The organism is Brevibacillus sp. RS1.1 (genome assembly GCF_013284365.1).
In the GTDB taxonomy this organism is placed as follows: domain Bacteria; phylum Bacillota; class Bacilli; order Brevibacillales; family Brevibacillaceae; genus Brevibacillus; species Brevibacillus brevis_D.
Genome location: NZ_JABSVA010000001.1, coordinates 1,086,629 through 1,109,630 on the forward strand (window position 1 = coordinate 1,086,629; position 23,002 = coordinate 1,109,630).

General features: G+C 45.2%; 23 protein-coding genes, 2 tRNA genes and 1 pseudogene. 10 read left to right on the plus strand and 16 right to left on the minus strand.

Annotation, left to right across the window (positions count from 1 at the left end):
• Positions 1 to 73 precede the first annotated feature (73 nt).
• The 4 genes and pseudogenes from HP570_RS04825 to HP570_RS04840 all read right to left on the minus strand — a co-directional run bounded on the left by HP570_RS04825 (position 74) and on the right by HP570_RS04840 (position 4,671).
• Positions 74 to 988 carry a hypothetical protein gene (locus HP570_RS04825; RefSeq protein WP_173625040.1) on the minus strand — a complete coding sequence of 305 codons (915 nt, stop codon included), beginning with the start codon at positions 986 to 988 and terminating at the stop codon, positions 74 to 76.
• Between the two features lie 1,114 nt (positions 989 to 2,102).
• Complete coding sequence (locus tag HP570_RS04830) at positions 2,103 to 2,387, minus strand: hypothetical protein (RefSeq protein ID WP_173625041.1); 285 nt, start codon at positions 2,385 to 2,387, stop codon at positions 2,103 to 2,105.
• A gap of 933 nt (positions 2,388 to 3,320) precedes the next feature.
• Positions 3,321 to 3,728, minus strand: a pseudogene (locus HP570_RS04835) (DUF4280 domain-containing protein); the annotation flags it as partial.
• A 298-nt stretch (positions 3,729 to 4,026) separates the two neighbouring features.
• Positions 4,027 to 4,671: a hypothetical protein gene (locus HP570_RS04840; RefSeq protein ID WP_173625042.1), complete on the minus strand. Its 645-nt coding sequence runs from the start codon at positions 4,669 to 4,671 to the stop codon at positions 4,027 to 4,029.
• Between the two features lie 510 nt (positions 4,672 to 5,181).
• Between HP570_RS04840 and HP570_RS04845 the strand changes: the two genes are divergently transcribed.
• A complete protein-coding gene (locus tag HP570_RS04845) occupies positions 5,182 to 5,727 on the plus strand; it encodes a hypothetical protein (RefSeq protein ID WP_015891836.1) in 546 nt (181 codons plus the stop codon).
• A 284-nt stretch (positions 5,728 to 6,011) separates the two neighbouring features.
• Positions 6,012 to 6,317, plus strand: coding sequence for a hypothetical protein (locus HP570_RS04850; protein ID WP_173625043.1), 306 nt, complete (start codon positions 6,012 to 6,014; stop codon positions 6,315 to 6,317).
• Positions 6,318 to 6,915: 598 nt separating this feature from the next.
• Here HP570_RS04850 and HP570_RS04855 read toward each other — a convergent pair.
• The 4 genes from HP570_RS04855 to HP570_RS04870 form a co-directional block, all read right to left on the minus strand.
• Positions 6,916 to 8,076, minus strand: coding sequence for a hypothetical protein (locus HP570_RS04855; protein WP_173625044.1), 1,161 nt, complete (start codon positions 8,074 to 8,076; stop codon positions 6,916 to 6,918).
• Positions 8,077 to 8,257: 181 nt separating this feature from the next.
• Positions 8,258 to 8,333 (minus strand) — tRNA-Val (locus tag HP570_RS04860).
• A gap of 25 nt (positions 8,334 to 8,358) precedes the next feature.
• Positions 8,359 to 8,435 (minus strand) — tRNA-Ile (locus HP570_RS04865).
• Positions 8,436 to 8,851: 416 nt separating this feature from the next.
• Positions 8,852 to 9,391, minus strand: a complete 540-nt coding sequence (locus HP570_RS04870; RefSeq protein WP_015892261.1) for a phosphatidylglycerophosphatase A family protein — start codon at positions 9,389 to 9,391, stop codon at positions 8,852 to 8,854.
• 177 nt (positions 9,392 to 9,568) lie between these two features.
• Here HP570_RS04870 and HP570_RS04875 point away from each other — a divergent pair, with 177 nt between their 5' ends.
• On the plus strand, positions 9,569 to 10,273 hold the full coding sequence (locus tag HP570_RS04875; protein WP_173625045.1) for an alpha/beta hydrolase: 705 nt from the start codon (positions 9,569 to 9,571) through the stop codon (positions 10,271 to 10,273).
• 2 nt (positions 10,274 to 10,275) lie between these two features.
• Here the strand turns inward: HP570_RS04875 and HP570_RS04880 are convergent, their stop codons facing one another.
• Positions 10,276 to 10,434 (minus strand): hypothetical protein, encoded by a 159-nt coding sequence (locus HP570_RS04880; protein ID WP_015892263.1) that lies wholly within the window; start codon positions 10,432 to 10,434, stop codon positions 10,276 to 10,278.
• Between the two features lie 145 nt (positions 10,435 to 10,579).
• On the opposite strand from HP570_RS04880, the gene HP570_RS04885 reads away from it, so the two are divergent.
• Together HP570_RS04885 and HP570_RS04890 are read left to right on the plus strand one after the other, a co-directional pair.
• A complete protein-coding gene (locus HP570_RS04885) occupies positions 10,580 to 11,089 on the plus strand; it encodes a YjcG family protein (protein WP_173625046.1) in 510 nt (169 codons plus the stop codon).
• Positions 11,090 to 11,166: 77 nt separating this feature from the next.
• Positions 11,167 to 11,622 (plus strand): GNAT family N-acetyltransferase, encoded by a 456-nt coding sequence (locus HP570_RS04890; protein WP_173625047.1) that lies wholly within the window; start codon positions 11,167 to 11,169, stop codon positions 11,620 to 11,622.
• A gap of 106 nt (positions 11,623 to 11,728) precedes the next feature.
• Here HP570_RS04890 and HP570_RS04895 read toward each other — a convergent pair whose 3' ends face one another.
• Positions 11,729 to 12,628, minus strand: a complete 900-nt coding sequence (locus HP570_RS04895) for an NAD(P)-dependent oxidoreductase (protein WP_173625048.1) — start codon at positions 12,626 to 12,628, stop codon at positions 11,729 to 11,731.
• A gap of 199 nt (positions 12,629 to 12,827) precedes the next feature.
• Here HP570_RS04895 and HP570_RS04900 point away from each other — a divergent pair, with 199 nt between their 5' ends.
• Together HP570_RS04900 and HP570_RS04905 are read left to right on the plus strand one after the other, a co-directional pair.
• On the plus strand, positions 12,828 to 13,343 hold the full coding sequence (locus tag HP570_RS04900) for a TetR/AcrR family transcriptional regulator (RefSeq protein WP_173625049.1): 516 nt from the start codon (positions 12,828 to 12,830) through the stop codon (positions 13,341 to 13,343).
• A 113-nt stretch (positions 13,344 to 13,456) separates the two neighbouring features.
• Positions 13,457 to 13,879 carry a DUF3995 domain-containing protein gene (locus HP570_RS04905; RefSeq protein WP_173625050.1) on the plus strand — a complete coding sequence of 141 codons (423 nt, stop codon included), beginning with the start codon at positions 13,457 to 13,459 and terminating at the stop codon, positions 13,877 to 13,879.
• A gap of 62 nt (positions 13,880 to 13,941) precedes the next feature.
• Here HP570_RS04905 and HP570_RS04910 read toward each other — a convergent pair whose 3' ends face one another.
• Positions 13,942 to 14,787: a PHP domain-containing protein gene (locus tag HP570_RS04910; protein WP_173625051.1), complete on the minus strand. Its 846-nt coding sequence runs from the start codon at positions 14,785 to 14,787 to the stop codon at positions 13,942 to 13,944.
• Between the two features lie 107 nt (positions 14,788 to 14,894).
• Here HP570_RS04910 and HP570_RS04915 point away from each other — a divergent pair, with 107 nt between their 5' ends.
• A complete protein-coding gene (locus HP570_RS04915; protein WP_087349181.1) occupies positions 14,895 to 15,257 on the plus strand; it encodes a hypothetical protein in 363 nt (120 codons plus the stop codon).
• On the opposite strand, the gene HP570_RS04920 is transcribed toward HP570_RS04915, so the two are convergent.
• A complete protein-coding gene (locus tag HP570_RS04920; RefSeq protein WP_173625052.1) occupies positions 15,227 to 16,156 on the minus strand; it encodes an MBL fold metallo-hydrolase in 930 nt (309 codons plus the stop codon). The two genes, HP570_RS04915 and HP570_RS04920, sit on opposite strands and share 31 nt — an antisense overlap.
• Before the next feature lie 29 nt (positions 16,157 to 16,185).
• Positions 16,186 to 16,887 (minus strand): YitT family protein, encoded by a 702-nt coding sequence (locus tag HP570_RS04925; protein WP_254495019.1) that lies wholly within the window; start codon positions 16,885 to 16,887, stop codon positions 16,186 to 16,188.
• 285 nt (positions 16,888 to 17,172) lie between these two features.
• Here HP570_RS04925 and HP570_RS04930 point away from each other — a divergent pair, with 285 nt between their 5' ends.
• Together HP570_RS04930 and HP570_RS04935 are read left to right on the plus strand one after the other, a co-directional pair.
• The gene (locus HP570_RS04930; RefSeq protein ID WP_173625053.1) at positions 17,173 to 18,537 is read left to right on the plus strand and encodes a hemolysin family protein; all 1,365 of its coding nucleotides are present in this window, start codon (positions 17,173 to 17,175) and stop codon (positions 18,535 to 18,537) included.
• Positions 18,538 to 18,608: 71 nt separating this feature from the next.
• Positions 18,609 to 21,026, plus strand: coding sequence for a UvrD-helicase domain-containing protein (locus tag HP570_RS04935; RefSeq protein ID WP_173625054.1), 2,418 nt, complete (start codon positions 18,609 to 18,611; stop codon positions 21,024 to 21,026).
• Positions 21,027 to 21,177: 151 nt separating this feature from the next.
• Here the strand turns inward: HP570_RS04935 and fabI are convergent, their stop codons facing one another.
• From fabI to HP570_RS04950, 3 genes are all read right to left on the minus strand, one after another.
• Positions 21,178 to 21,951, minus strand: coding sequence for an enoyl-ACP reductase FabI (gene fabI / locus HP570_RS04940; RefSeq protein ID WP_015892275.1), 774 nt, complete (start codon positions 21,949 to 21,951; stop codon positions 21,178 to 21,180).
• A gap of 93 nt (positions 21,952 to 22,044) precedes the next feature.
• A complete protein-coding gene (locus HP570_RS04945) occupies positions 22,045 to 22,197 on the minus strand; it encodes a hypothetical protein (RefSeq protein ID WP_173604419.1) in 153 nt (50 codons plus the stop codon).
• Positions 22,198 to 22,247: 50 nt separating this feature from the next.
• The gene (locus HP570_RS04950) at positions 22,248 to 22,973 is read right to left on the minus strand and encodes a ZIP family metal transporter (RefSeq protein WP_015892277.1); all 726 of its coding nucleotides are present in this window, start codon (positions 22,971 to 22,973) and stop codon (positions 22,248 to 22,250) included.
• Between the last annotated feature and the right edge of the window lie 29 nt (positions 22,974 to 23,002).

The window sequence follows — 23,002 nt, forward strand, 5'->3', positions numbered from 1 at the left end:
AGTATTAATTTTTGTGGTTGACACCATCATGGCATAGTAGCCATGCTATAACTATTTCTTAACAACTTGAGCATTAAGCGCTTGTATCTTCTTGATTTGGGTTTAGAAATTGATTAAATGCATAGTTTAGCTGTGTATTATCAAGACCAATCGTTTTCGATAAAGTCAGAAGCGATGCACCTTTGGTTTCCTGTAGCGAGTGAAGAATCCCACTTCGCACAAGAATTTGGCAGTTAACCCTGATATCAGTAGGTAGCTTGTCTTTATTAGCTACCCTATCATTGAGTATTGTAAACGGTGCATTTGCTAACTTATTATCAAATCTTTTCCCATCGAGAAATAATACTGGTGTATCCCCTTTTGATTTAAATAAGTCTGGATGCGCTTCTCTGTAACGATTAATTCTCCTTATTGCTTCATCGTGTAGCTTTACCCATTCAATAAGAGTAGGGTTAAATTTATAATATGGGTTTCTTATATGCCCCAATTCTAGCCTTAGATCATCGTTGGTCAAACTATATAAATGTTGTTGCTCAAATCCGCAATAATAGGATAGGGCCCAAATAAGAGGACCGATCACACTTAACTGATCGTCGTTTCGCTCGCTATTATTTAAAAAGCGATAATGAACCAGACCGCTAAATATGTAATCAATGTAATTCCTATCCAAAAAAGTTTCAGTGAATTTGAGATTCTTTTTGTATAAGGTTGAGAAAAGTTCCTTTGTTTCTAAAAAGGAGATGTGGTCAATCTGGTTTGTCTCATCAAGAAATCTCAAATAATTTACAACTGCTGAATAAGCAGTCGCACCTCTTCTTTTATTTAGATAAGTCTCAAGTAACTCCTTGCGAAAAAAAAACTGACAATCCTCATTAGCTCTATGTTCGATAATTTTGTCTTCATAAAACCGTATATCTTCCATGTATTGCTTTATAGTATTCTTATTCAAACCTAGAGAATCAGATAAGTAATCTTCAAAAGAATTCATTTAATGTCCTCCACTTTAATTCGATGTTTCTAATTCTTAATCTATGATCTTCTCCAAATAATGCATTATTCGGTACTTCATTCTATCGTCACCAGTTTTCTTCATAATACACTTAACCTAAATATTAGGAAACGTTTGTCGTGTTGTTAATATTTTTAGGACGAAGATATTTGGAAAATCCTTAACACGGAAGCAAAGTTTGAAATAGAGGATTTCAGTTAGGACCAGCTTTAAACGACAGCTCGTTCACAGTGCAGATATAAAGATGCCTCGCGGCTAGGGATGGTTGAGGAATCCGAAGAAATACGCTTATAACAAGGCATATCACCGCCGCTTTCGTCACTTTAGCCACCGCCATCACCTCCCGAAAAATTTTTTCCCAGAACTCGCGCTATTGGAAACGGCTGGCCGAGTCGGTCCACCGAAAAAAAATTTAAAATTTTAAAAAGTGGGGGGATATTTTTTTTCAAACTTTGAACGAACTCTTTCCTGCCAAGCTTGTCCTAATGCTGTTAGCTCGTGAGTCACCCTGTCATGCATAGCGTTGTGCTGCTTGTCACTAAGAGAAATAAGGTTCCAGTCCTCGAACGCTAGTTCAGGGTAAAACTCCAACGGGTAAATATGATGCACAGTAGTAGCTAGTTCAGTCTTACCGTACCGCTTACTCTCCTGACACATGTATTTATCTCTTCGTAAGATAGCTTCCCGCTTCCGCTTCCAACGCCGTGACTTGTACACCGACTGGCTCAATGCTCTTCCCCCTTTCTAATTTGTCAGACCAAAACAAAACCGCCCAGGTATATTCCCCTGAGCGGCTTATTCATCGTGCGTACACTTAGTATAGAGCGATTTTTGATTTACTTGCAAAAAACGTCAAAAGCGTCAGATGTGTCAGAAATGTCAACCCTGCAAGAGCATAGTGAACATGATCTTTTCCATCTAGTATCGTAATCTGACAAAGTTCCTTCTGTGCGTTTCATCTTAATTCGTGAAAATTTCCTACATGTAGAACAATGGTTATATTGGTAATGGCTAGGTAAAGAAGTTTATTGGCACTGGGCAGCCCTCAAACAAATATTGTTCTATAGGATCACATTTTCTCTTTCTGTCCAATTTATCTCGTGTATACCACGGATCTAATTGGTATATCAGAGGGATTAACTGCTTTACCAATACAAATACCAATCGTTTTTTTATCAATGAGTGAATTAGAGATTTGTACTGAAATAACTTTCATTTCTAACTCTTTGTAATCAGGTGTTCGAACTACGATATAGTCACCGATCCTATTTTTAATTTCAGAATGACTTAGAGTATCAAGTTCAGGATTTATTCCAACTATAATAGTTCCATATTCTTTTGATTCAAACACATCTCCTATGTCCAGTAACTTGTGCATTCATAATCTCCCTTTCTATCTATGTTGGATATAGAGTTCGTCCTTAACGTCTCGGACACGGAGTCCACCATTCCTCAATCTTGTAATTGCATCCCTTATTAAGGTCATTCTTTCGTTAGGTGTTAAATCAGGAGCAAATCTAGCTGCTCTGATACTTGCTTGAGCCTCGTCCAATGCAAAGTTTCTGGCGTAAGTTGCAGGATCAACATCATAAAGCTCAAATGCTTTTCCACTCGCATAGGATTCATAGTGTCCAATAATTTCATGTGCTATAGTTGCCTTACCTGAAACGCGACTATTCGCACTTAAAGTTCCAGTTCCAGGAGATTGAGCAGGTAAAACGTCAGTATTAATATATAATCTGTCATACATCATACCAGTATTCCAGCCATCCCTAAAAACTATATTTTCTTCAGGGAAACCTATCTTTTTTGCATATTCAATCAAATCGCTTTTTTGAGCATCGGTTAATTCCTGTTCGTTTCTTAACCCTCCAGAAGAAATCTGACGAATATCACTCGTCCCCTTCCTTCCCTTCCTTGCCGCATCCAATAAATTCTTAATTCTTTTACTTCCCCCCAGCGTTAGTACACCCAAGGCAAGCCCACTGATTGCAATTCCATCCGCGAGATCGATTTTATCATCCCGCAATGTATCTATGTCTTCTTGTATTGGCTCGATATAGCCTTCTCTTACAAACACTCCAACACCCTTCGGCAAATCATTTGCTGCTTTCTCCAAAGCGCCTGGCAACTCACTCGCCGCTTTTTTCATCGCAGCAGGAACGTCTCCCAGCATCGAGATTCCTTTGATGAAGTCATCCAACATGCTTGGTTTTTCCTGCGGCTTTTCGCAAGCTGGTCCTTGTCCAAAGCCGGTAGCTGACGGCCCGCTATTTGCCGACGACTGATTCCCTATCGTCACACCACCCAAATCCTGTCCGTCATCTTCAATCTTAATCTGCCCACAATAGAAACACATATTTGTTGATTTGTTCAGCAATGCCGGATGGCCACCGACTATTTTGTCCGCTTTCCCATCGATCCATGGCATTGTTGTCAGAGGTGTACAAGGCATTGGTGTCAGCACACCATTGTTAGCAGCTGTGGCAGAAGCGACTGTGGGATTTTGTAAGCTGCTGCACTTTCCAAAGGGCATGATATTTACGTTGGGAACGAAATCCATGATGTTCATTTGCGGTTTTCCTTTTACAAAAACACCATGGCTGAACGGCATTTTCAGCCGACTCTGTTTACTTCCGCTGCTGCATGATAAAATGGCTCCCACAACCACGTAGCTCTTGCGTTCAGCACTTGACTGCTGGATATTGATACCTTCAATATTGGGCTAACAGTCTCCTCCTCTCTGTAAAGGTTTCTATACAGATGGGAGATTCTCATGTTGATCGATACATCCGATATCCAATCTATATATAAAAAGGAAATAATGCCCACGTAATGAAGTATCGGATGTGGAACGCACACTAACAATAGATACAAAGTAACAAACGCACCATTATGACCATAGGTTTTTAGAACCACGAAAAGCCACTCGGATCATTCCCGAGGGCTTCTTCATCATGGATTGCCTGAGTATTTATGCATCTGCTCTTCTTTAAAAACGTCATTCCGCCAACCTTTCAGAAACCTAACAATTCCTCACTGTACAGCTCCCTCGCTAATCGATTTACGATGTCCCGTTTGATTTCATTCAATCGTTGCCGGGAAACTCCTACGTGCCTAGCAATGCTATTCATTCGCATTCCATCCATCATGCATTCCAGGACTGTTCGGTACTTGCTATCGCTCAGACCGATAGCGAAATCATTGATTTGCCTCACCTTGTCTTCAAGGCTTTTCATTCTCTCAATCCGTTTTTCGTACCGCTCTTCCGGAATGGTTAAGGTGGAGAGGCGTAATCCTTTCCCGCTCGGCATACCTGCTGCATCGCCATAGGTAGCGACCAATTTCTCCTGTATTAACGGATTCGAAGATATCGCCTTATCTATTTCCTTCCTCAGACGCTCAACCTCTTTCACCATCCAATGGTAATCCTTAATTTCTTCCTCTACCTTTTGTACGACTTCAAGAGCTGCCTCAAGATTGATATAGCCGAGCTGCCCGCTCCGATCAAGCAACCCTTGATTCTCTATGATGTAATTGTCCCACTCCGGGCAGGTTTCGATTTTACCAACGTGGAGGTTGTGGACACTACAGATCGATTTCTTGCCCCATTGAGTAGCGGGACATTTTTCGCAAACACTTTCGATCAGCTTATCGTTCACCTACACCGCCTACCCTTTCTTAATTCTCATTTAACAAATCGTGTGTTGTGATACCTTGTTCATATTCCCCTGAACTATCCCGTGTTGTATAATTTTGTAACACATTGATTTTTAAGGGGTATACTGCATGTTTCTGCCGATTATGAGTATTTTGATGAGTATCTGGTTGTTTAGAGAAGCAAAACTACGCAATGAAAACAAGTTCTTATGGGCAATTCTCGGGATTTTATTCTCATTTTTAGCTATAGGATTTTTTCATTTAAAACATCGGAACCGAATTCAAGGAATTGTTGCCTTGATCTTTGGAGTGCTTATCTACTCGATTACCTTGAAAAATTACTTTTCTTAATTACCGTTGTGTTAAATACTAGATCGGATATAAGGATTTTGGAAATAAATTGAAACTAACGAGATGATGCAATACAATCTTGAAGATAACATTTAAGCTGAACCAATATCTTTTAAAAACTACCAATGAACAAAATGGTGAAATAATCCTGGAGGCTTTCCATGAATAAAATCCAACAAATAGCCTTAGTAATTGGTTTAATAATGTATCTTCTTACCCCGGTTTTTTCCTATATGAAAGATGCTTCATCTATGACCGCCTATGAAAGATTCAAACCCCAAAAATCTCAATCTAACGCTCAAGAGTTTCTCACCCACATTCTTGAGAATATCCATGAAGGAAATTTAGGCGGTGATATCGCTTTCCATATAACAAAAGAAGAACTGCAATCAAAATTCGGTATAAGAGAGGATGATTATGTTTCACCAAAATTGCATACCAGATATTTCGACCGAAACGGGTATAGATACATGTTTAATAAAATCAAAGGCGAGGAACGTCTAACTGTCATACAAACAAGATTTGAATCATTAACTAAAGAACAGATTTTTAAAATTTTCGGTGAAGAAACATACGGGAATCATAAATATAGATATGAGATTTGGTATAAAGTTGGGGATTTTATGGTAATGTTTTCGAATACTGACCCAGATAATCGGATTGACTACAATATCATCACGATTTCACCACGTACTTTCAAACAGTGATTGTACGTAATCAGTTTGAAGCATTTACTTCATGAGTAAATTTGTACACTGCATTACATCGTTCATACCTCTTTTCTTCACTAGCTAATTAGTAAAATCCTATGAGCCTCAATCTAAGCTTTCCTTCACCCGATCCCTTGGATTGGGTTTTTATTTTCCCGTTCCATCTTATCTGTCTACACAGTGTGTAAAATCATTCTTACAACCAAAAATACCTTTACGACAAACATCCCCTGTAGTAACCTTAAATGGAATTTACTTACATCTTGAAGGGTGGTTCACTCATGATCAAAAAGTTCACTTTAGTCATTTGTTTTTTCTTGTTGAGCATTGTTGCTGTCTCACCCGTTTTTGCAGTAACTGAAACTCAAGCAAACGAAAGTGTAGAAGCAACCGTATGTAAAGAGGCCACTTACTACAAATCGTTCACCAGATATCCAACCCCAGTCCCTGAATATATTAACTATGAAGACTATGTCCATGATGAATACTATGGAAAAATATACAAAAAAGGGAATCTTATTCCTGTTCCAGAAGGACCGAGATTTTACTGGTTAGGAACGTATACAGGAACGGTTTGTAAATTATAAAACCTGCATACTAATTTCTGAAGCTGCCTACCAGGCGGCTTTCTTTTTTATCAGTTATAGATCTTCCATTGTACTTAATGAGCATTTTGTTGTGAAGATGCATTGAAACCAATTTCTGTAACATTCGTATTTAAATACAAGATGAGGAATTGGAGTGTGAAGCCAGTGGAACTAATAATCTTTGTGTTCGAATTTATCGGTAACCTCGTAGGATTGATCCTTGGCAAAGAATATCCGCATTAAGTGCCGTTTTCAACTTAATTGATCTTGTGTATCCAGGTGCATTCGATCCGCGCCACTGGATACACGTTATCAATTTAATTAATCAATCCGTTTTTCTCTTCCGATTCGATTGCCATTTCGTCTACATGGCCTGACAAGCATCCCAAGGTACAAAAATGATCGATAGATGGTTTCTTACTTACCAAAATCCATTCAGGCTTGTCCCCTACGATCTCTTCATCACAAAATGAGGTTGAACGTTTACACAGAATATTTTACAGACTCTAATTATCGGCGGCCGTATTTAGTAGACCACCGATAATATAATAGTTACATAACAACATATATTTTCAAAATAGCCACATAATGAATTAGATTATTCATTTTTTCGCAGATATTCAATTTTAACTGAATTAATATGGCTCTCTATATCATTATCTTGTTCATCAATCGCTTTTAATGACTCTTGAGTAACACTAAATTTTGCAAATAAGTCACCCTTAAAACTGTAATAATTAATCTCATAAATCTTTGAATTAAATACGTGCCACATTTGAATAAAGAAGAAGATATACTGGAAAATATATTCTTGCTGGAATATCTCTTTAATTGAAATTATTGTTTTTTCATTGCTAGTTTCTGTATTTAAAATCTCATAACCTTGTGAAAGAATAATTGAAATTAAGTCGAACAGTTCAACCTCCTTTCGAATGTACCTTCTTTTCTTAATCTTGCTTAATTCAAAAGAATTATCTATGTAAAAAATTGTATTTGCTGCTTTCAAAGCACGTCCAGTCTCAAATATTTGTTGTACAATTAGCTCAAGTTCTTCAATACTAAACCTGAATGTTTTACCATTCATAACTTCACAAACTATTTTATCTTCTTCAAGCCTATAGCTATGGTGATATGAGATATTCCTCCACTGGTTCAATGATATACCTTTTGGTTTTGGAAGAGTTATTTTAAATGTCTTTAAAATCTTGTTAGATAAAGATAATAATCTTCCTAGCTCTGTCATTTTCACACTCTGATAATCAACCAACTTACCGGAAATATTTTGTAGCTGGCAGTACAAAATCATTAAATAATACTTAATTACCCCCTCGACTATTACCCCTATTATGTTGAAGTATGCGTATACCAATTCATTTAATTCCATACTTTTATCGATGCTTTTAAATATGTTAAAGACATTCCAAACATCGGAATTTGCACGCTCACCATAATAATTCCAATAAACCATAATCTCCATGCACTTATTATTATTTGATAGTTTAGATTTTTTATATAACAGGAGTAATTGTTCAAAAAATTCCCGTTTACCTTCAACTTTGTCTAAGTATTCAAGTCCAATAGATTCTGACAGTAGGCATGTCAAAAGATTATTGTTGAGAGCATTTTTATTGTCAAAATAACCATTTAACTTTTCATATACAATTGCCTCTAATTCTTTTGTGCTTTTTACTTTACTGAATAGTTCCATAATGTTTGATTGGTCCAAAAATTCGATATATAACTCTTGAAATTTCTGCATTTTCCATCATACCTTTTCATGTTTATATTAAAATGGGCCAACTTTTCATCATAATTACAAGTAATGAAAAATTAGTCAACACTACGTCAACAAAAACAAAAAAGCACCCTGTATAAATTAACTCTGGGTGCCTGTCTCATCAAAAAAAGCCTTGATTATCAAGGCTTCGCAAGTGCTGTTATGGTGATCCGGACTGGGTTCGAACCAGCGACCCCCACCCTGTCAAGATGGTGCTCTCCCAACTGAGCTACCGGATCATGGGATATGTGTGTGATCGTTTAATGGTGGGCCCTGTAGGACTCGAACCTACGACCAATCGGTTATGAGCCGACCGCTCTGACCAACTGAGCTAAGGGCCCGAATCGTATCGGACGTCGATCACATTTATTACTATACAGCATCGTAAAATGGATTTCAAGAGGAAATGAATAATTTCTTGTAAAAATTTTCACTCGTACCAAAAGAACACTAAGAAACCCAGTGAAATCAGTCTTGTGTGCCCCTTGTAAAAAGCCATTCCCCACCGCTGCTGCCCACCTCCCCCTACAAAACAGGGAGATCACCTACCCGATGGCATCACTTCTTACATGACTGCATCAAGCATATGAGCTACACCAGTGGAGAATTGACTCTGCCAGACAAAAACGATCAATAAAGCTAACAACAACAAACAAGATAATTAGGTAACGATTGAAGCAAACACCCTCGTCCCAAACCTAACCTACCCCGCCTGCTCCGTCCCTTTCGCTTTCTCCTCGACACGCAGCTCGGCTTCCTATTGCTTCGACGCCTCATTTTGTGCCAACTCGGCCTCCTGCTCATCTCTCATCCGATGGGCCATGCGGCTAGACGCATTGGCTGCCACACTCGCCACGAGGTCGTCCAAAAACGTGTGAACACGTCCCTCTCCCGACTTTGTATCCAGCCTTTTAATCACCCCGACCTTGTGCTTATCCAAATGCCCAAAGGTGGTCACCGCGATACTTCCATATCCAAATACGGAGCCTAGCGCCAATGTTTCGTCACATCCGAATAGTCCTTCATCTGACGCAATGATGGATTGGAGCGGCTCGGACAAGAGGCCTTTCTCTGCTAACGTATCCAACTCAACGCCAACCAGGATGGCGTGCTGCATTTCCCTTTTTTCCAAGACCGCTTTCACGCTCTCGATGCACTGCGCCATTGTGAGATCTGGATGGTACGGCGACTGCATGAGATAGACGATCTCTGCGATATCATCCAACGTCACTCCGCGTTCTGCCAAACGTGCGAGAGCAGCGTTTCTGACTTCGATGCTGTGTACTTGCTTCTTCATATAAGAGACAACCCCTTCCACAAATCGAGTGAAGTCGTTTCCTACCATAGTATCACACACGAGCCAAATTGCGACAATCTTTCGCCCAATGCCGAACTCTACACCCAAACTATTGGGCATGCCCGCTCGCTCCTGTATAATAATGAACAGGAATATCCCAATAAGGAGGACAACGCAGTGGCCCTTGAGGAAATCATCTTGGAAAGCCGGCATTTGGGGACGCCGGAAAAGCTGATTGTCTACACACCCCAACGCTACTCGCCACTCTACTCGTATCCAGTCCTCTACGTACAGGATGGGGAAGATTACTTGGCGATGGGTAGAATGGCTTCTTTGCTGGATCAATTGAATGAGGACAAAGAATTGCCTGATATCATAGCTGTCTTTCTCCCTGTCGAGAAAAGCAAACGGAACGACCGTTATCATCCGGATGGTAAGGAGCACATGGCCTACCGACGCTTCCTCGCCGAAGAGGTCGTGAGCTATGTCGATACGCATTACTCCACACATCCTTTGGGAAACGCACGAACACTTCTTGGCGAATCTTTGGGCGGAGTTGTCTCTCTGTTCACTGCGCTTAACTATCCACATACGTTTGGACAAGTTGCCTGCCAGTCGATTGCCATGGACGCAAAGCTAAATCGTCTGGTAGCGGACGCTGACTTTTCCGTGCCACAAACCATTTATTTGGAAATCGGGACGGAGGAAACGGCAGTAAGCACGGGGCGTGGCACATTGAATCTTCTTGCGGCCAATGAGGAATTGCGCGAGATTTTGGGCACGAAAAAAGCCACCCTCATTTATGAAACGTTTGAGGGTGACCATACGTGGGGCCACTGGCAGCGCAATCTACCGCGTATGCTAAAGACGCTTTACGGGTAAACTTACCGTGGCTGTTCTTCTTGTGGACCTTCATCCTTGATCGTCGATACGAGAGCCTCTTCGAATTCTCCTTTTCGGATCGCAGTCAAGATCGTGAAGGTCAGCACAGACAGTAGAAGCAGGACGAGAAAAATGAATGTGATCATCATAGCCGTATGCATGCCATGCGGCACCTCCTTGCACTACACAGTCTTTCCTTTGGCGCAAGGAATATACGGACCCACGCTTAACATTACACAAATGAAGAATTTTCTGTTAAAATAATATCTTGTAGAGCATGATAGATAGTAAGGAGGAGTGGTTCTGATGATGTACAGTATCGTAATATTCCCATCTAGCAAGGTGCAAGAAGTAGCCAACTCTTACCGGAAACGTTATGATCCGGGCTATGCTTTGGTTCCTCCGTATATCCGTTTGAAGGAAGCCTTCGAGCTGGACGAAGCGAAGCTGCCTAAGCTGGTGAGCCATCTGGAGCAGGTTGCCTCCTCTACTGACAGTTTTTCGGCTCATTTCCATCGTGTATCTTCTTTCCACCCTACCACCAACGTGATCTATTTGGCTGTGCAAAACAAAGAACCATTTAACGAACTGCATCAAAAGATTGCCAATCAGTGTGTGAATGAAAAAGAAACCTACGCATACGTACCGCATCTGACCATCGGGCGTGACCTGTCCGACGATGAGCTGCGTGATGTAACTGGTCAACTAAGCATGGCAAAAATTGATCTAAACAGCGAAATTGATCGCTTCCACTTGGTTTATCAGCTCGAAGATGGCATCTGGAGCGTTTACCAGACTTTCCTTCTCAAAAAATAAACACCCTATCCTCAACCACCAACCCTCCCTGCGTCTCCATCGTAAGGAGGGATATTTTCTAAAAAAGGACGAATACGATGAACCTGCAAACCTACCAGATCCAAAGAGTCACCACGGAACAAGAATTGGCGGATGCCCTGTCGGTACGACGAATCGTTTTCATCGAGGAACAGGAAGTACCAGAAGAATTGGAAATCGATGAGCATGACACCCTTGATGGCGGGACGATTCATTTTGTGGCCTACCGCGATGGAAAGCCAGTGGGCGCAAGCCGTATCCGCACCTACGCACCTGGAGTGGGAAAAATCGAACGGGTGGCGGTTGCCAAAACAGAACGCGGTACCGGGCTGGGCCGCCAAATCATGCTTGAGATGGAAGATCTGTCCAAGCAACACGGGTATGACAGCCTGAAGCTGAATGCACAGACGCAAGCCCAACGGTTTTATGAAAAGCTCGGCTATGAACCTTTTGGCGACTTATTTGACGATGCAGGTATCGAGCATATTGCGATGGTCAAATCCATTCGCGCATAAGGGAAACTGCGTGCAGCTCCATTCCCTCTTTCAGAAAAACAACCTCGTTTTCGTTATGATCAGCATGCGAAACGAGGTTGTTTTTCATTTGCCCCAGAGAAAAGAATTATTTCACCAATGGTTTCCGGATTGCCTCAATGACGCGATCAAAAGAGTCAGCACCGTAGCCCTCTGCTACTTTCTGTGTGGCCAATGTTAGCAATGGCATCAACCACTCAACAGTGATTCCCTGTTCCTGGCTGGCATGGATGATGTGTTCAAGTCCTAGTTTGTTCGTATTCAAATTGGACACATCTGTCGTGAAGTTTCCTTCATCACGTGCCCGTGCGGCAACCGGATCTGTTAAGAGCGGGGCAATCAAGTGATTTACCCAGTTGGTTGCGTATGGAAGAAATTCTGTTCCTGTTATGTTTGCCGTACTTAATAGGGCATGTGCATGCATGGAGCCATACCAAGCCCCATACATCATGGTAAGCAGCGACAAATCATAGATCAACGGAACACCATAGTCTTCACCGAGATAGGCAGCGTTACCTCCCAGCAATTTCAATGTCGGTTCATATGCTTCAAATAGAGCCTTCGACCCACCGTAGAAAATGAGTGTTTCGGGCAGTCCAATCATTTGAGGGATAGCCATGATCGCTCCATCGAGATATTGCCCACCGTGCTCGCTTACCCACTTGGCTGTCTTGCGTGCATCCTCCGGTGTTCCTGTAGTGAGGTTGACGATGACACGCCCTGATAATTCATTTTCTAATGGCGCAAGCTGCTCTTGCATGACTTTGTAGGTTGATAAGCAAACAACGACCAAGTTGCTTGCCGCGATTGCCTCGCTCACACTGCCCGCCAGCACTGCTCCCTTCTCAACCAGACCTTTGGCTTTATCTGCTGAACGATTCCAGACAGTCGTTGGATGACCGCCTTTTAGAAAAGCATCCACGAGTGCTACTCCCATATGGCCAAGGCCAATAACAGTTACAGAGGCAGGAATTGATGCTGAATTCACAGGTCGACACTCCATTCGTTTTATTTTTCCAAGCGAGAAGATCCGGCGCTACATGCAAGGTCTACCGCTCTTGATTGCGATTCTAAAGCTTTACACTAGTGTGAATGTCAATACAAAAACCAACTCTTCTTGACACTTCACACCCAGTGGAATAACATGGAACCAGAAACATACGATATCGTATCTTTTGAGGTGAACCATGCAATACGTACGTGAAGATTGGATTCGGGCGGGGCTCGATATGTTGGCTGAAGCTGGCATTGACGCTGTTCGTGTGGAGCCTCTCGCCAGAAAACTGAAGATCAGCAAGGGGAGCTTTTATCATCACTTTCCGGATCGTCAAGCACTGTTAGACTCCATAATCGATTATTGGGAGGAGCATGCAACCGAGCGGATCATTCGAGCGCCACACTCGGACAGCATGTCGTTGGAACAGCTTTTGTCGAGCGTTTTTAGCAGCGAGCGAAAAACCGAAGCCGCTATCTACAATTGGGCGAAACAACATCCTGCCCTTTCCAAACGTCTCGTGGAAATCGAGCAACGCAGAATCGGCTTCGTAGCCTCCCTGTATGAGAAAAAAGGGCTGGCTCCCGCTGATGCAAAGGCACGCGCTCAACTCGCGTACCTCCTCTATATTGGCTGGCTCGTTCGCCGAGAGCTGGAAACGCCTTTTGATATGTCCGCACCCTTGCAACATTTTATGACTTGGATTTGATTCCCACTCCCCCTTTCTGCCTGACAGATTGTCTCGTGCAGGGGTTTTTTTACCCAAAACATACGAGTGCGTATCTTTCGTGAAGACCTTACAAATCAATAGGAGGCATTTCCATGACGCATGTTTTCCCCATCTCATCTGCTATCTTCTTGGTCATCGTGTCCTTGCTGCATTTTTATTGGGCCTTCGGAGGAAAATGGGGGACCGATTCCGTCATTCCCACAACAGCCGATCATGCACGCCGGACTTTTTCCCCTGGGAAAGGCGGAACGATCATCGTTGCCTGCTTGCTGGCTTGTGCTGGTTACATTTTGCTCGCCCAGAGCGGCTATCTATCGCCCGTACTCTCCCCTTCTTTGATTCAATGGGGATGCATGGTCTGTGCCGCTGTATTTGTCCTGCGCGCTGTGGGAGACTTCAACTACATTGGCTTTTTTAAAAAAGTAAAAAATACGAAGTTTGCCCGTCGAGATACGGCATTGTTTACCCCTCTTTGCTTGTGGTTAGGGATATCCTTTCTGCTAGCTTTGTTTTGAGCTCACCAAAGACCCTCTTCCCATAAAAGAGAAGAGGGTCGCTTCCATTATGTTTAGATGTATTACACTTTCCGCTTCTCCGCAATCGCCCGTAGCTGTTCAACAGCATCCATCCCTGCGGTATGAGAGCCAAGCATCGCATGAAACGGCTCCTCTCCACGCCATCCATGGAAATCAGAACCGCCGGTGACAACCATTCCGTATTGCGCTGTCCACTTGCTGTAGCGCATTTTTTGTACCTCATCATTGTCCGGGTGATTGACTTCAATCCCATCCAAACCGAATACAATCAACTCCTGGACCAACTCATCATCGTCATACAGACCCGGATGAGCCAGCACCGCCACTCCGCCAGCCTCTTTGATCAGCGTAATCGCTTCCTGCGGGGTAAGGCGTGGAGGATTGACATAAGCCGCTCCCCCTTTGCCCAAGTATTTATCGAAGGCCTCTGCAATCGTTGAAACGACACCCAGCTCCATCAGTTCTTCTGCAATATGCGGTCGCCCGATGTTTTTGTCCGTGCCCTGCTTGCGGCGGTATACCTTTTCCAAGGAAATGTCGATACCGAGCTCCTGCAGCCGTGTGATCAGCAGTTGGTTACGCTCATGCCTCGTCTCTCGCAGACGAAAGAGACGCTCTTCAAAAGCTGGGTCTTCATACGGGACAAAATAGCCGAGAACGTGAATATCCTGCCCCTTCCCTACGGAGCTCACTTCCACTCCCGGAATGATTTCCACGCCAAGTGCACGGGCAGCCTCCATTGCTTCTGGAATCCCTGCTACCGTGTCGTGATCCGTGATCGCCAGTGCAGCAAGTCCTGCCTCCTTCGCCAAGCGTACGTTTTCCGCCGGCTCGCAGGTACCGTCTGACGCTTTTGTATGGGTATGCAAATCTGCCATAAGTTCCATTCTCGTCCACTCCTTCTTTTCTTTATTCTACAAGTCTGAATTGGTATTGCCGCACATAGTATGAGACTAAGCTTCGATTCCCAATGGTTGAACCGAGGAGGATGTCCATGCGGTTAAAAAACAAGACCCTTACCGGTGTCGTTCAGCCACTCTCTTACGTTGACAAAATGCTGCGGCAGCAAGGCTTTCATCGTTCAGGCGGGGACAGTATGCCCACGTACGATGTCGTCATGTACGATTCCGCCAGCAGCAGCGCGTATTTTTTGCGCATCCCTACGAACTACACCAGCACAACAACCGGAAAAGGGGAACTGAATGTCAAACTGGGTCATCCGTATTTGGAAGCAAAGTTCTATATGAACACCACGTCCGAAGAAGTTTTTTTCATTCCCAAGGCCGTCCGCGAAGCTGCAGAGCATAAGCTAGCAGAAATCGCCGATTACCTTTCTTCTCCTTCGGCTCCATCCTGAACAGTTCTCCACAACCACCGATTTTGTTCAAACCGGTATGCTACCCTCTTTGTTTTCTGCAGCCCGACCAAGTAACCCATAAACGCCGTCCGAAACAGGACATAGCTCGAAGTATTTTCTATGGAAATGTGTAAACGCTCACACAGGAGAGCTAACGCTTCTTCTGCTGATCTCTCCTCTACGAAAATGTCGCAGATCACCGAGAAAACCCGCTCATGCCAAGCAATATTTTTATTCACGGCATCATGAGAGGTGGTGGTATATGCTCCGTGCCCAGGCAAGTACCCCTTGTAATTGGTTGCAAGCAGTTTATGAAGACTGAGTAGGGTCTCATGCGCATCCACAAGAAACGGCAGCTTGTGCTTTTCCAAAACCTCTTCGCCTAAATAACTGTCGGCAGCGAAGCATATCTCGTCACAGACGACACCAACCTGTTGCCAGCTATGCCCCGGCAGAGAAAGGATAGAGAAAGGTACGCCACCAATTTCGATCCCTTCATCCAGTGGAAGGAGGTGGTCCACCCGAGAAGGCTGCGCCAGCAAAAACTTGTTTTTGAGATCCTCAAGTGGGGCTGCACCCATGTTCAAGTAAATGGGCTCAAGTATCGGATTCCGAATGATCGCCTCTTCCAGCGGTGGCGCATAGACCCTTGCTTCGGGCCAGCATCCGAGCAAGTAGGCGTTGCCACCGAAATGGTCGGCATGAGCGTGCGTTTGAATAATGGCACATAAGGGCTGGGCGATAGCGTCCAGTCCTTTCTTGATTTTTTTGGCGGTTTGGGTATCCAGACCAGAATCGATCAGGATCGCTCCATGCTCACTAATGACAAGTCCTATGTTAACATGACCAGGAAAATAACCAACACGCTCCGTTATCATTTGAAATGCTTGTCCAGACAAAACAGTCCCTCATTTCATCCTTTTCCTATTTATTTTCTCCAAAACATCGCCTTCCCCTTCCCTATTCTATATCTCGTGCTCGTGTTTACATTGTGCCGCGATGAGCGGTCATCCATTTTATGTGAAAAAAGCGGGCCAATGACCGTATACGGTGGCAGAGGTCGTCCGAGTCCACTGAACATATGCGTGGTCGCCGCAATGGAAATGATTGTAAGAAACGAAAAAACCATCCTCTCCATCCCGATGGTCTGAATCGAGCAGAGTACGATCAGCCCATCAATGAGAAAAATCAACAATGCAACGCGCAGCTTGTATCGTCTGGCAAGAAATTGCGCGAACAGGTCTGTCCCCCCCGTATTTGTCTCGTAGGCAAGCATCAAGCCGACACCCATTCCGATTAATACACCTCCAGTAACTGCGGAAAAGGAAGTGGACCACAGATTCCAGCCACGCATATCCGAGAGAATGTCTATAAAGAAAGCGGAAATCAGCATGCCGTGAAAGCTGTGAAAAAACAAGCTGCGATCATAAAAAAAGACGATGACATACACAGGGATACTGATCAAAATCATCATGAGACCGGTCGGCATCTGCATGTAATATGTCGCCAACAAACCGATCCCGATCATGCCCCCTTCCATTAAGCGATGCGGAACCAAAAACAGATTGACTCCAACGCCTAGAAGCACGCTTCCTGTGAGAATCGCTACACTTTTTTGCAGCCAGTACATGTCGCTCCCCTCCTTAGACCGTGCTCGTTTATGTTTATGATCAGAAAGAAGCAGGTATGTCCAAGCAATGCTTCAGAATGCACTGGTTCAAATCGGAACGTTTTGACTGTTCGGTTGACCTATTGGTATACTTACGAGTAACAAGAAAACCTGTAGCTTGGCTCATGAAAAGCATATCCATTGCAGGTTTTAGATCGAATATTTATCCATTTTTGGTCGTACATGTAAAATACCATTATCGTATCGGAGGTGAATTCTCCCCCTTTCGCACTGCGGGAGGCGGAGGTGTGCTTGGAGAGTCCGATAGGGGAGATTACGCTGAATCTGTTGCTCGTGGTATTTTTGGTTCTTCTGAACGGCTTCTTCGTCGCAGCAGAATTCTCGTTGGTAAAAGTTCGCCAAACTCGTCTGACCCAGCTCGTCAGTGAAGGCAATCACAAAAGTGCCCGCTACGCGCAAATAGTCACACGAGAGCTCGACGCCTATTTATCCGCCTGCCAGCTAGGAATTACACTGGCTTCGTTGGGGTTAGGCTGGGTCGGTGAACCTGCCGTCGCCCATTACGTCGCGCCTGTCATAGCATTTTTTCATTTCCCATCTTATTTGGTCGGTCCGACCTCACTTGCGATCGCCTTTGCTATCATCACATTTTTACATATCGTCTTCGGAGAGCTTGCGCCCAAGTCTTTGGCGATTCAAAAAGCGGAGGCCACTTCTCTATGGACTGCCGCACCGCTCATGTTTTTCTACAAGCTGAGCTATCCGCTCATTTGGCTTTTAAACGGAGCAGCCAATTTACTGATCAGACGCCTTGGAATCGAGCCTGCCAACGAAAACGAATCTGCTCATACAGAAGAAGAAATCCGCCTTCTCATGAACCAGAGTCATAAAAGTGGTCACATTGACAAGACCGAAATGGCACTCGTCGACAATGTCTTCGTGTTTTCCGAGCGTCTTGCCCGGGAAATTATGATCCCACGGATTGATATGATTTGCCTCTACGACGACAACACGTTTGACGAAAACCTCGAAATCATGAGAGAGTCTCGCCATTCACGCTTTCCCGTCGCCCATGAGGATAAGGACAGGCTGATTGGCTTTGTGCACATCTCAGATTTTTACCTCTCTGCGCTGACGACAGGGAAAGCAGAGTTAACTGATTTTCTCCGCCCATTATTGACGGTGCCAGAGTCCATGGAAATCAGCCACGTCTTGCGCTTGATGCAAAAGCGCCGTTCCCAGCTTGCCATCGTGATTGACGAATACGGCGGTACAGCAGGGTTGCTAACGATGGAGAACATTTTGGAGGAAATCGTCGGTGACATTCAGGATGAGTTCGATGAAAATGAACGCCCTGAAATTGAAGAAAGCTCCAGCAACACGCTCTCGGTTTCCGGTAAAACTCTCTTGACAGAACTGAATGATTACATATCGATTGAAGTCGTTTCCGACGAAGTCGACACCATTGCCGGCTGGCTCTACAGCCAGTTAAATGAAGAGGTCGCGAAAGGCAAAACCGTCACATTCCAAGGCTATCTTTTTGCGATCAGTGAACTGGAAAACCATCGTATTACACGGGTGAGCATCACGTATTTGGGAGTAAAGGATTCGTCCGTTCTTCCTGAGGGCATCGTGTCGCTGCACTCCTAATCGAAAAGAACAACCATAATGGCAAGTGTCCCCTGCCGACAGGGGGCACTTCTTGTTTCCGAGGTGTCCTGATGAACTACGCTTTACTAGACAACAAACCCATCCTGTTGCTACCTGAGAACTACAACCGCATACCGTTTTGGCGTATGGCTGCCCGGCAGGACAAGGTACGCTGTCCAGCCTGTGCATCGGCGCTTCGTCTTCATGCTGGCATCAGCTTTGAGCCGCATTTCTTCCATCCCGAAGGAGCAGAGTGCCCGCTTCTGACGGAAAATGGTCCTGCTCCTCTCGATTCGCTGCAAGCGATAAATGAAACGGCAGCCACTGCCTTTCAAGCTGTTTTGGCTGCTACGGCCGCAAAGGATCACAACGACGATAACGCGAAAGAACCACTTGCTTTCTCATCTAAGGAGCATAGCGAGGCATCCATAGACGTAGACGAAGCAAATACAAAAACCATCGGCTCCTTTCGCCTTCCGAAAAAGAGAACGATTGGCGCGAGCACGACGCCTCCCCCGCCAGCTCCGAAGCCACCGGTTTTCCGCAAACGCTTGATGCCGAAGAAGACCATCTCTCACATGGCTGAGCAAATGCGCGATCAATCGCTGCACCCGGGACAACAGCAAGCGGTGCACGCTACCGAGGGGCCTTTTCTCATCCTCGCCGGAGCCGGAAGTGGCAAGACGCGCGTCATGACTGCGCGCACGACTCACTTGATATCAGATTTGGGCGTAAAGCCGAATCAAATCATGGTCGTGACCTTTACAACCAAAGCCGCCGATGAAATCCGTCAGCGTATTGCCCGGCAGCTACCCGCTGGACAAGCACGTGAGCTGATTGCCGGAACGTTCCACAGCATCTTTTACCGAATGCTCCTGCATCACCAGCCAGAACGCTGGGATCAGCAGCGCCTTTTGAAAAAGGATTGGCAAAAATGGCGGTTGATGCGCGAGACTGGTGCACTGCTCGGTCATGACGACCTTTCCACGTTAAAAGAAACCGAGATCACCGAAGCACTCGGCATCATCAGCCGTTGGAAAAACGAATACATCCTCCCCCATGAGGTCGCGTATCGGGAAGCAACGAGCGATGCAGAAAAACGGGCGATCCAGCTCTATCCTCTCTACGAGGCCACAAAGAAAAAGCATCAATGGTTTGACTTTGACGACATGCTCATAGGCTGCTACGAAATGCTGCGCGATGATCCAGGACTCCTGCGCCGGTATCAGGAACGCCTCACCTATGTGATGGTCGATGAGTTTCAGGATATCAATCGCATTCAGTATGAGACGGTCAAGCTATTAGCCGCTCCACAAAACAATTTATGTGTCATCGGGGATGATGACCAGTCCATTTACGGGTTTCGTGGCAGTGATCCGCAGTACATCTTGGGCTTCACCAAAGACTTTCCGCAGGCATCGACATTTACACTCGAGGTCAACTACCGTTCCCATTCCTCGATCGTCAGTCTTGGCTACTCGCTGATCGGTCACAACCGGGAGCGTTGGGCAAAGGAATGTCAGTCCTTTCATCGCGAGGAAGGTGACACGTATTTATTCGAGCCGGAAGACGAAGAAGAGCAAGCTTCCCGGATCGTCGATGAAATTATCCATCGTCGCGAGCAGGGTGCCATTTTGGGTGAATGCGCGATCTTATACCGCACCAATGAATCGGCACGCCCCATTTTGGAGCGCCTGAGCGAAGCCGGGATTCCTTTTCATTACACACAAGAGGAGGAATCCTTTTACCAACGCCAGACGGTTCGCTGGACGCTGAATTATTTGCGGCTCGCGTTAAACCCGGATGACACCGATGCGCTAAAAGAAATATTGTCGACCCTCTACATCTCAGCGGAAATGTGGAATGCCTTGCGCAGCCAAGCCATCATCGAGGACAAGCCGATTCTGCACGTTCTTCCGCATCTGACACAGCTCAAACCGTATCAGCGCAAGCACATGCAGCAAATCAATGAGATACTCACCGCATGCAAGGATGTTCCACCTGCTCAGGCGTTAGAGCTCATCTATGAGGACGGCAAACTGCGCGATTATCTAAAAAAACGCGCGAAAGACCGGGAAGATGGCCGGGAACGTTGGAGCGATGAGCTGCAGCAAATACTGGCAGCTTCCAAGCGCCATGCGACGATCAGCGATTTTTTGGCTTATATCGATCAAATGACGCGACAAGAAAAAGAGTGGCGCACGATGCGACCACTCCCGGACGAAGCTGTTCATGTTTTAAGCATCCATCGGGCAAAAGGTCTCGAATACGACCACGTCTTCTTGCCCGATCTGGTAGAGGGTGCCCTTCCTCATGAGTACACATTGGATGAGTTGCGAAAAGGCGGCTCCGGTGCGCTTGAAGAAGAACGCCGTCTCTTATACGTCGCGATTACCCGGGCCCGTCACAGCTTGTGTATCGGTATCCCCCGGGAGCGATTCGGACGAAAGACCCGCACCTCCCGCTTCATCGCCGAGATGGGAAGGTAAGTACTGAAAGCCACCGCCCATATAAATCAAAAATTCTTCCATGTTCGTAATCAATGGAAACATAAAACAGACCCCCTTTCACGCATTCATTTTGGGTATAGTATGCGAGAAAGCAGGGCCTGTTATTCTTTTTCGGGAAATTTGCTTCTGGTTAGCCGCCCATAATGCTGTAGCCAGCATCGACGTGCAGAATTTCACCCGTGATTCCTCGGGAGAGATTGCTGAACAAGAAGAGAGCGGTGTCGCCTACTTCCGATTGGTCAATCGTACGGCGCAATGGCGCTTTTTCCTCAATTTCCTTCAGCACGGAGTTGAAATTGCGGATTCCTTTTGCGGCAAGCGTACGGATTGGACCAGCAGAGATCGCATTGATACGAATGTTCTCTTTGCCCAGGTCGTTTGCCAAATAACGAACAGAAGCATCAAGCGCAGCTTTGGCTACACCCATCACGTTGTAGTTTTGAATCACGCGCTCACCGCCAAGGTAAGTCAACGTCACGATGCTTCCGCCCTCCGTCATCAACGGACGAGCAGCACGAGCAACTGCTACCAGGGAGAATGCGCTAATGTCCTGTGCCAATGCGTATCCTTCGCGGGAAGTGTTCACATACTCACCTTCGAGCTCTTCCGTTTTCGCAAACGCAATGCAATGCGCTAGGCCATGAATCACGCCCACTTTTTCTTTGATCACAGCAAAAGCCGCTTCGACGTCCTCATCCTTCGTGACATCGCAATTTACCAACAGCGACTCTACTCCCATTTTTTCCGTGAGTGCCGCCACGTTTTCACGCAGACGCTCCCCTTGGTACGTAAAAATCAGATTCGCTCCAGCATTATGTAAGGATTGCGCAATTCCCCAGGCAATACTGCGGTGGTTCGCTACGCCCATGATGACGATGTTCTTTCCTTGCAACAATGTATTCATTATGTATCTGCCCCTTTCCCAACTTATTCCCCTGCATTATAACCGATCTTGTCCATGGATACGAGTGGATAAACGAGAGAGGCAGTGTAAAATTTAATCGGTACTTCCGGCCTGATCACTTAGCGTTGATAGAGCTTCAGAGGAAGCCCACGATTCCTGCAATGGATTCAACGATGTCCCCATGACCGGGAATTCAGTCAGTGACTGCAAATGATCGTCTGTTTGCATTTGTTCTTGATGGTTCATACTGTCCACACTCCCTTCCTTCAGACTAGACTGGCTAGGAATGGGGCCTTTTATGCATGCAAGTGGTTCGCGTGTAAAAAAGCAGACAAAATCAGATACACGGCCATCGCGCCAACAAAATAAACCCCGTACTGTGCCTTTTTGGTCTGTCCGATATAAGGGACGAGATGGCTGGCGGATACATATAAAAAAATACCAGTCGTCATGGCCAGCATAATGCCAGACCAATTCGATGGAAACATTCGCTCAGCAAAACCAAAGCTGAGAGCTCCTGCAATCGTCGCAATCCCAAGGGACGTCGCGCCCCAAAATGCTTTCTTTCTCGAGTTGGTCGCTGCCAGCAACAGAGAGGCTATGGTTACACCATCCGGAATTTTGTGCAGCAGCATCGCCACCAACACGGATACCCCAACTTCTGAATCCATCCGCAAGCTCGCGACTAAAGAGACGCCTTCGACAAATGCATGTAATAAAAAACCTGTCATGACCCCAATCATTCCCGTGGAGCCAAACTCTCCACTCGACTTGCTGATTAATTCCAAAGCAAAAAGCGTAACAAAGCCAACGAGCACAAATGGCATCAACCACAAGCTCTTATCAGAAAAGACATGTGGCATCAAATCTAGAAGCGTAATCGCCAGCAGTAGCCCAGCCCCTGCACTGATCATCGCAAACAATGCCTCGGATGACCAAGCACGCAGACATAACAGCAGTCCCCCGATACTGCTCGCCAAGGCAGCAGTCAAAAGGACAATCCAGAAAACAGATTGCATCATCCGGTCCTCTCCTCACCCAACGAGCAAAA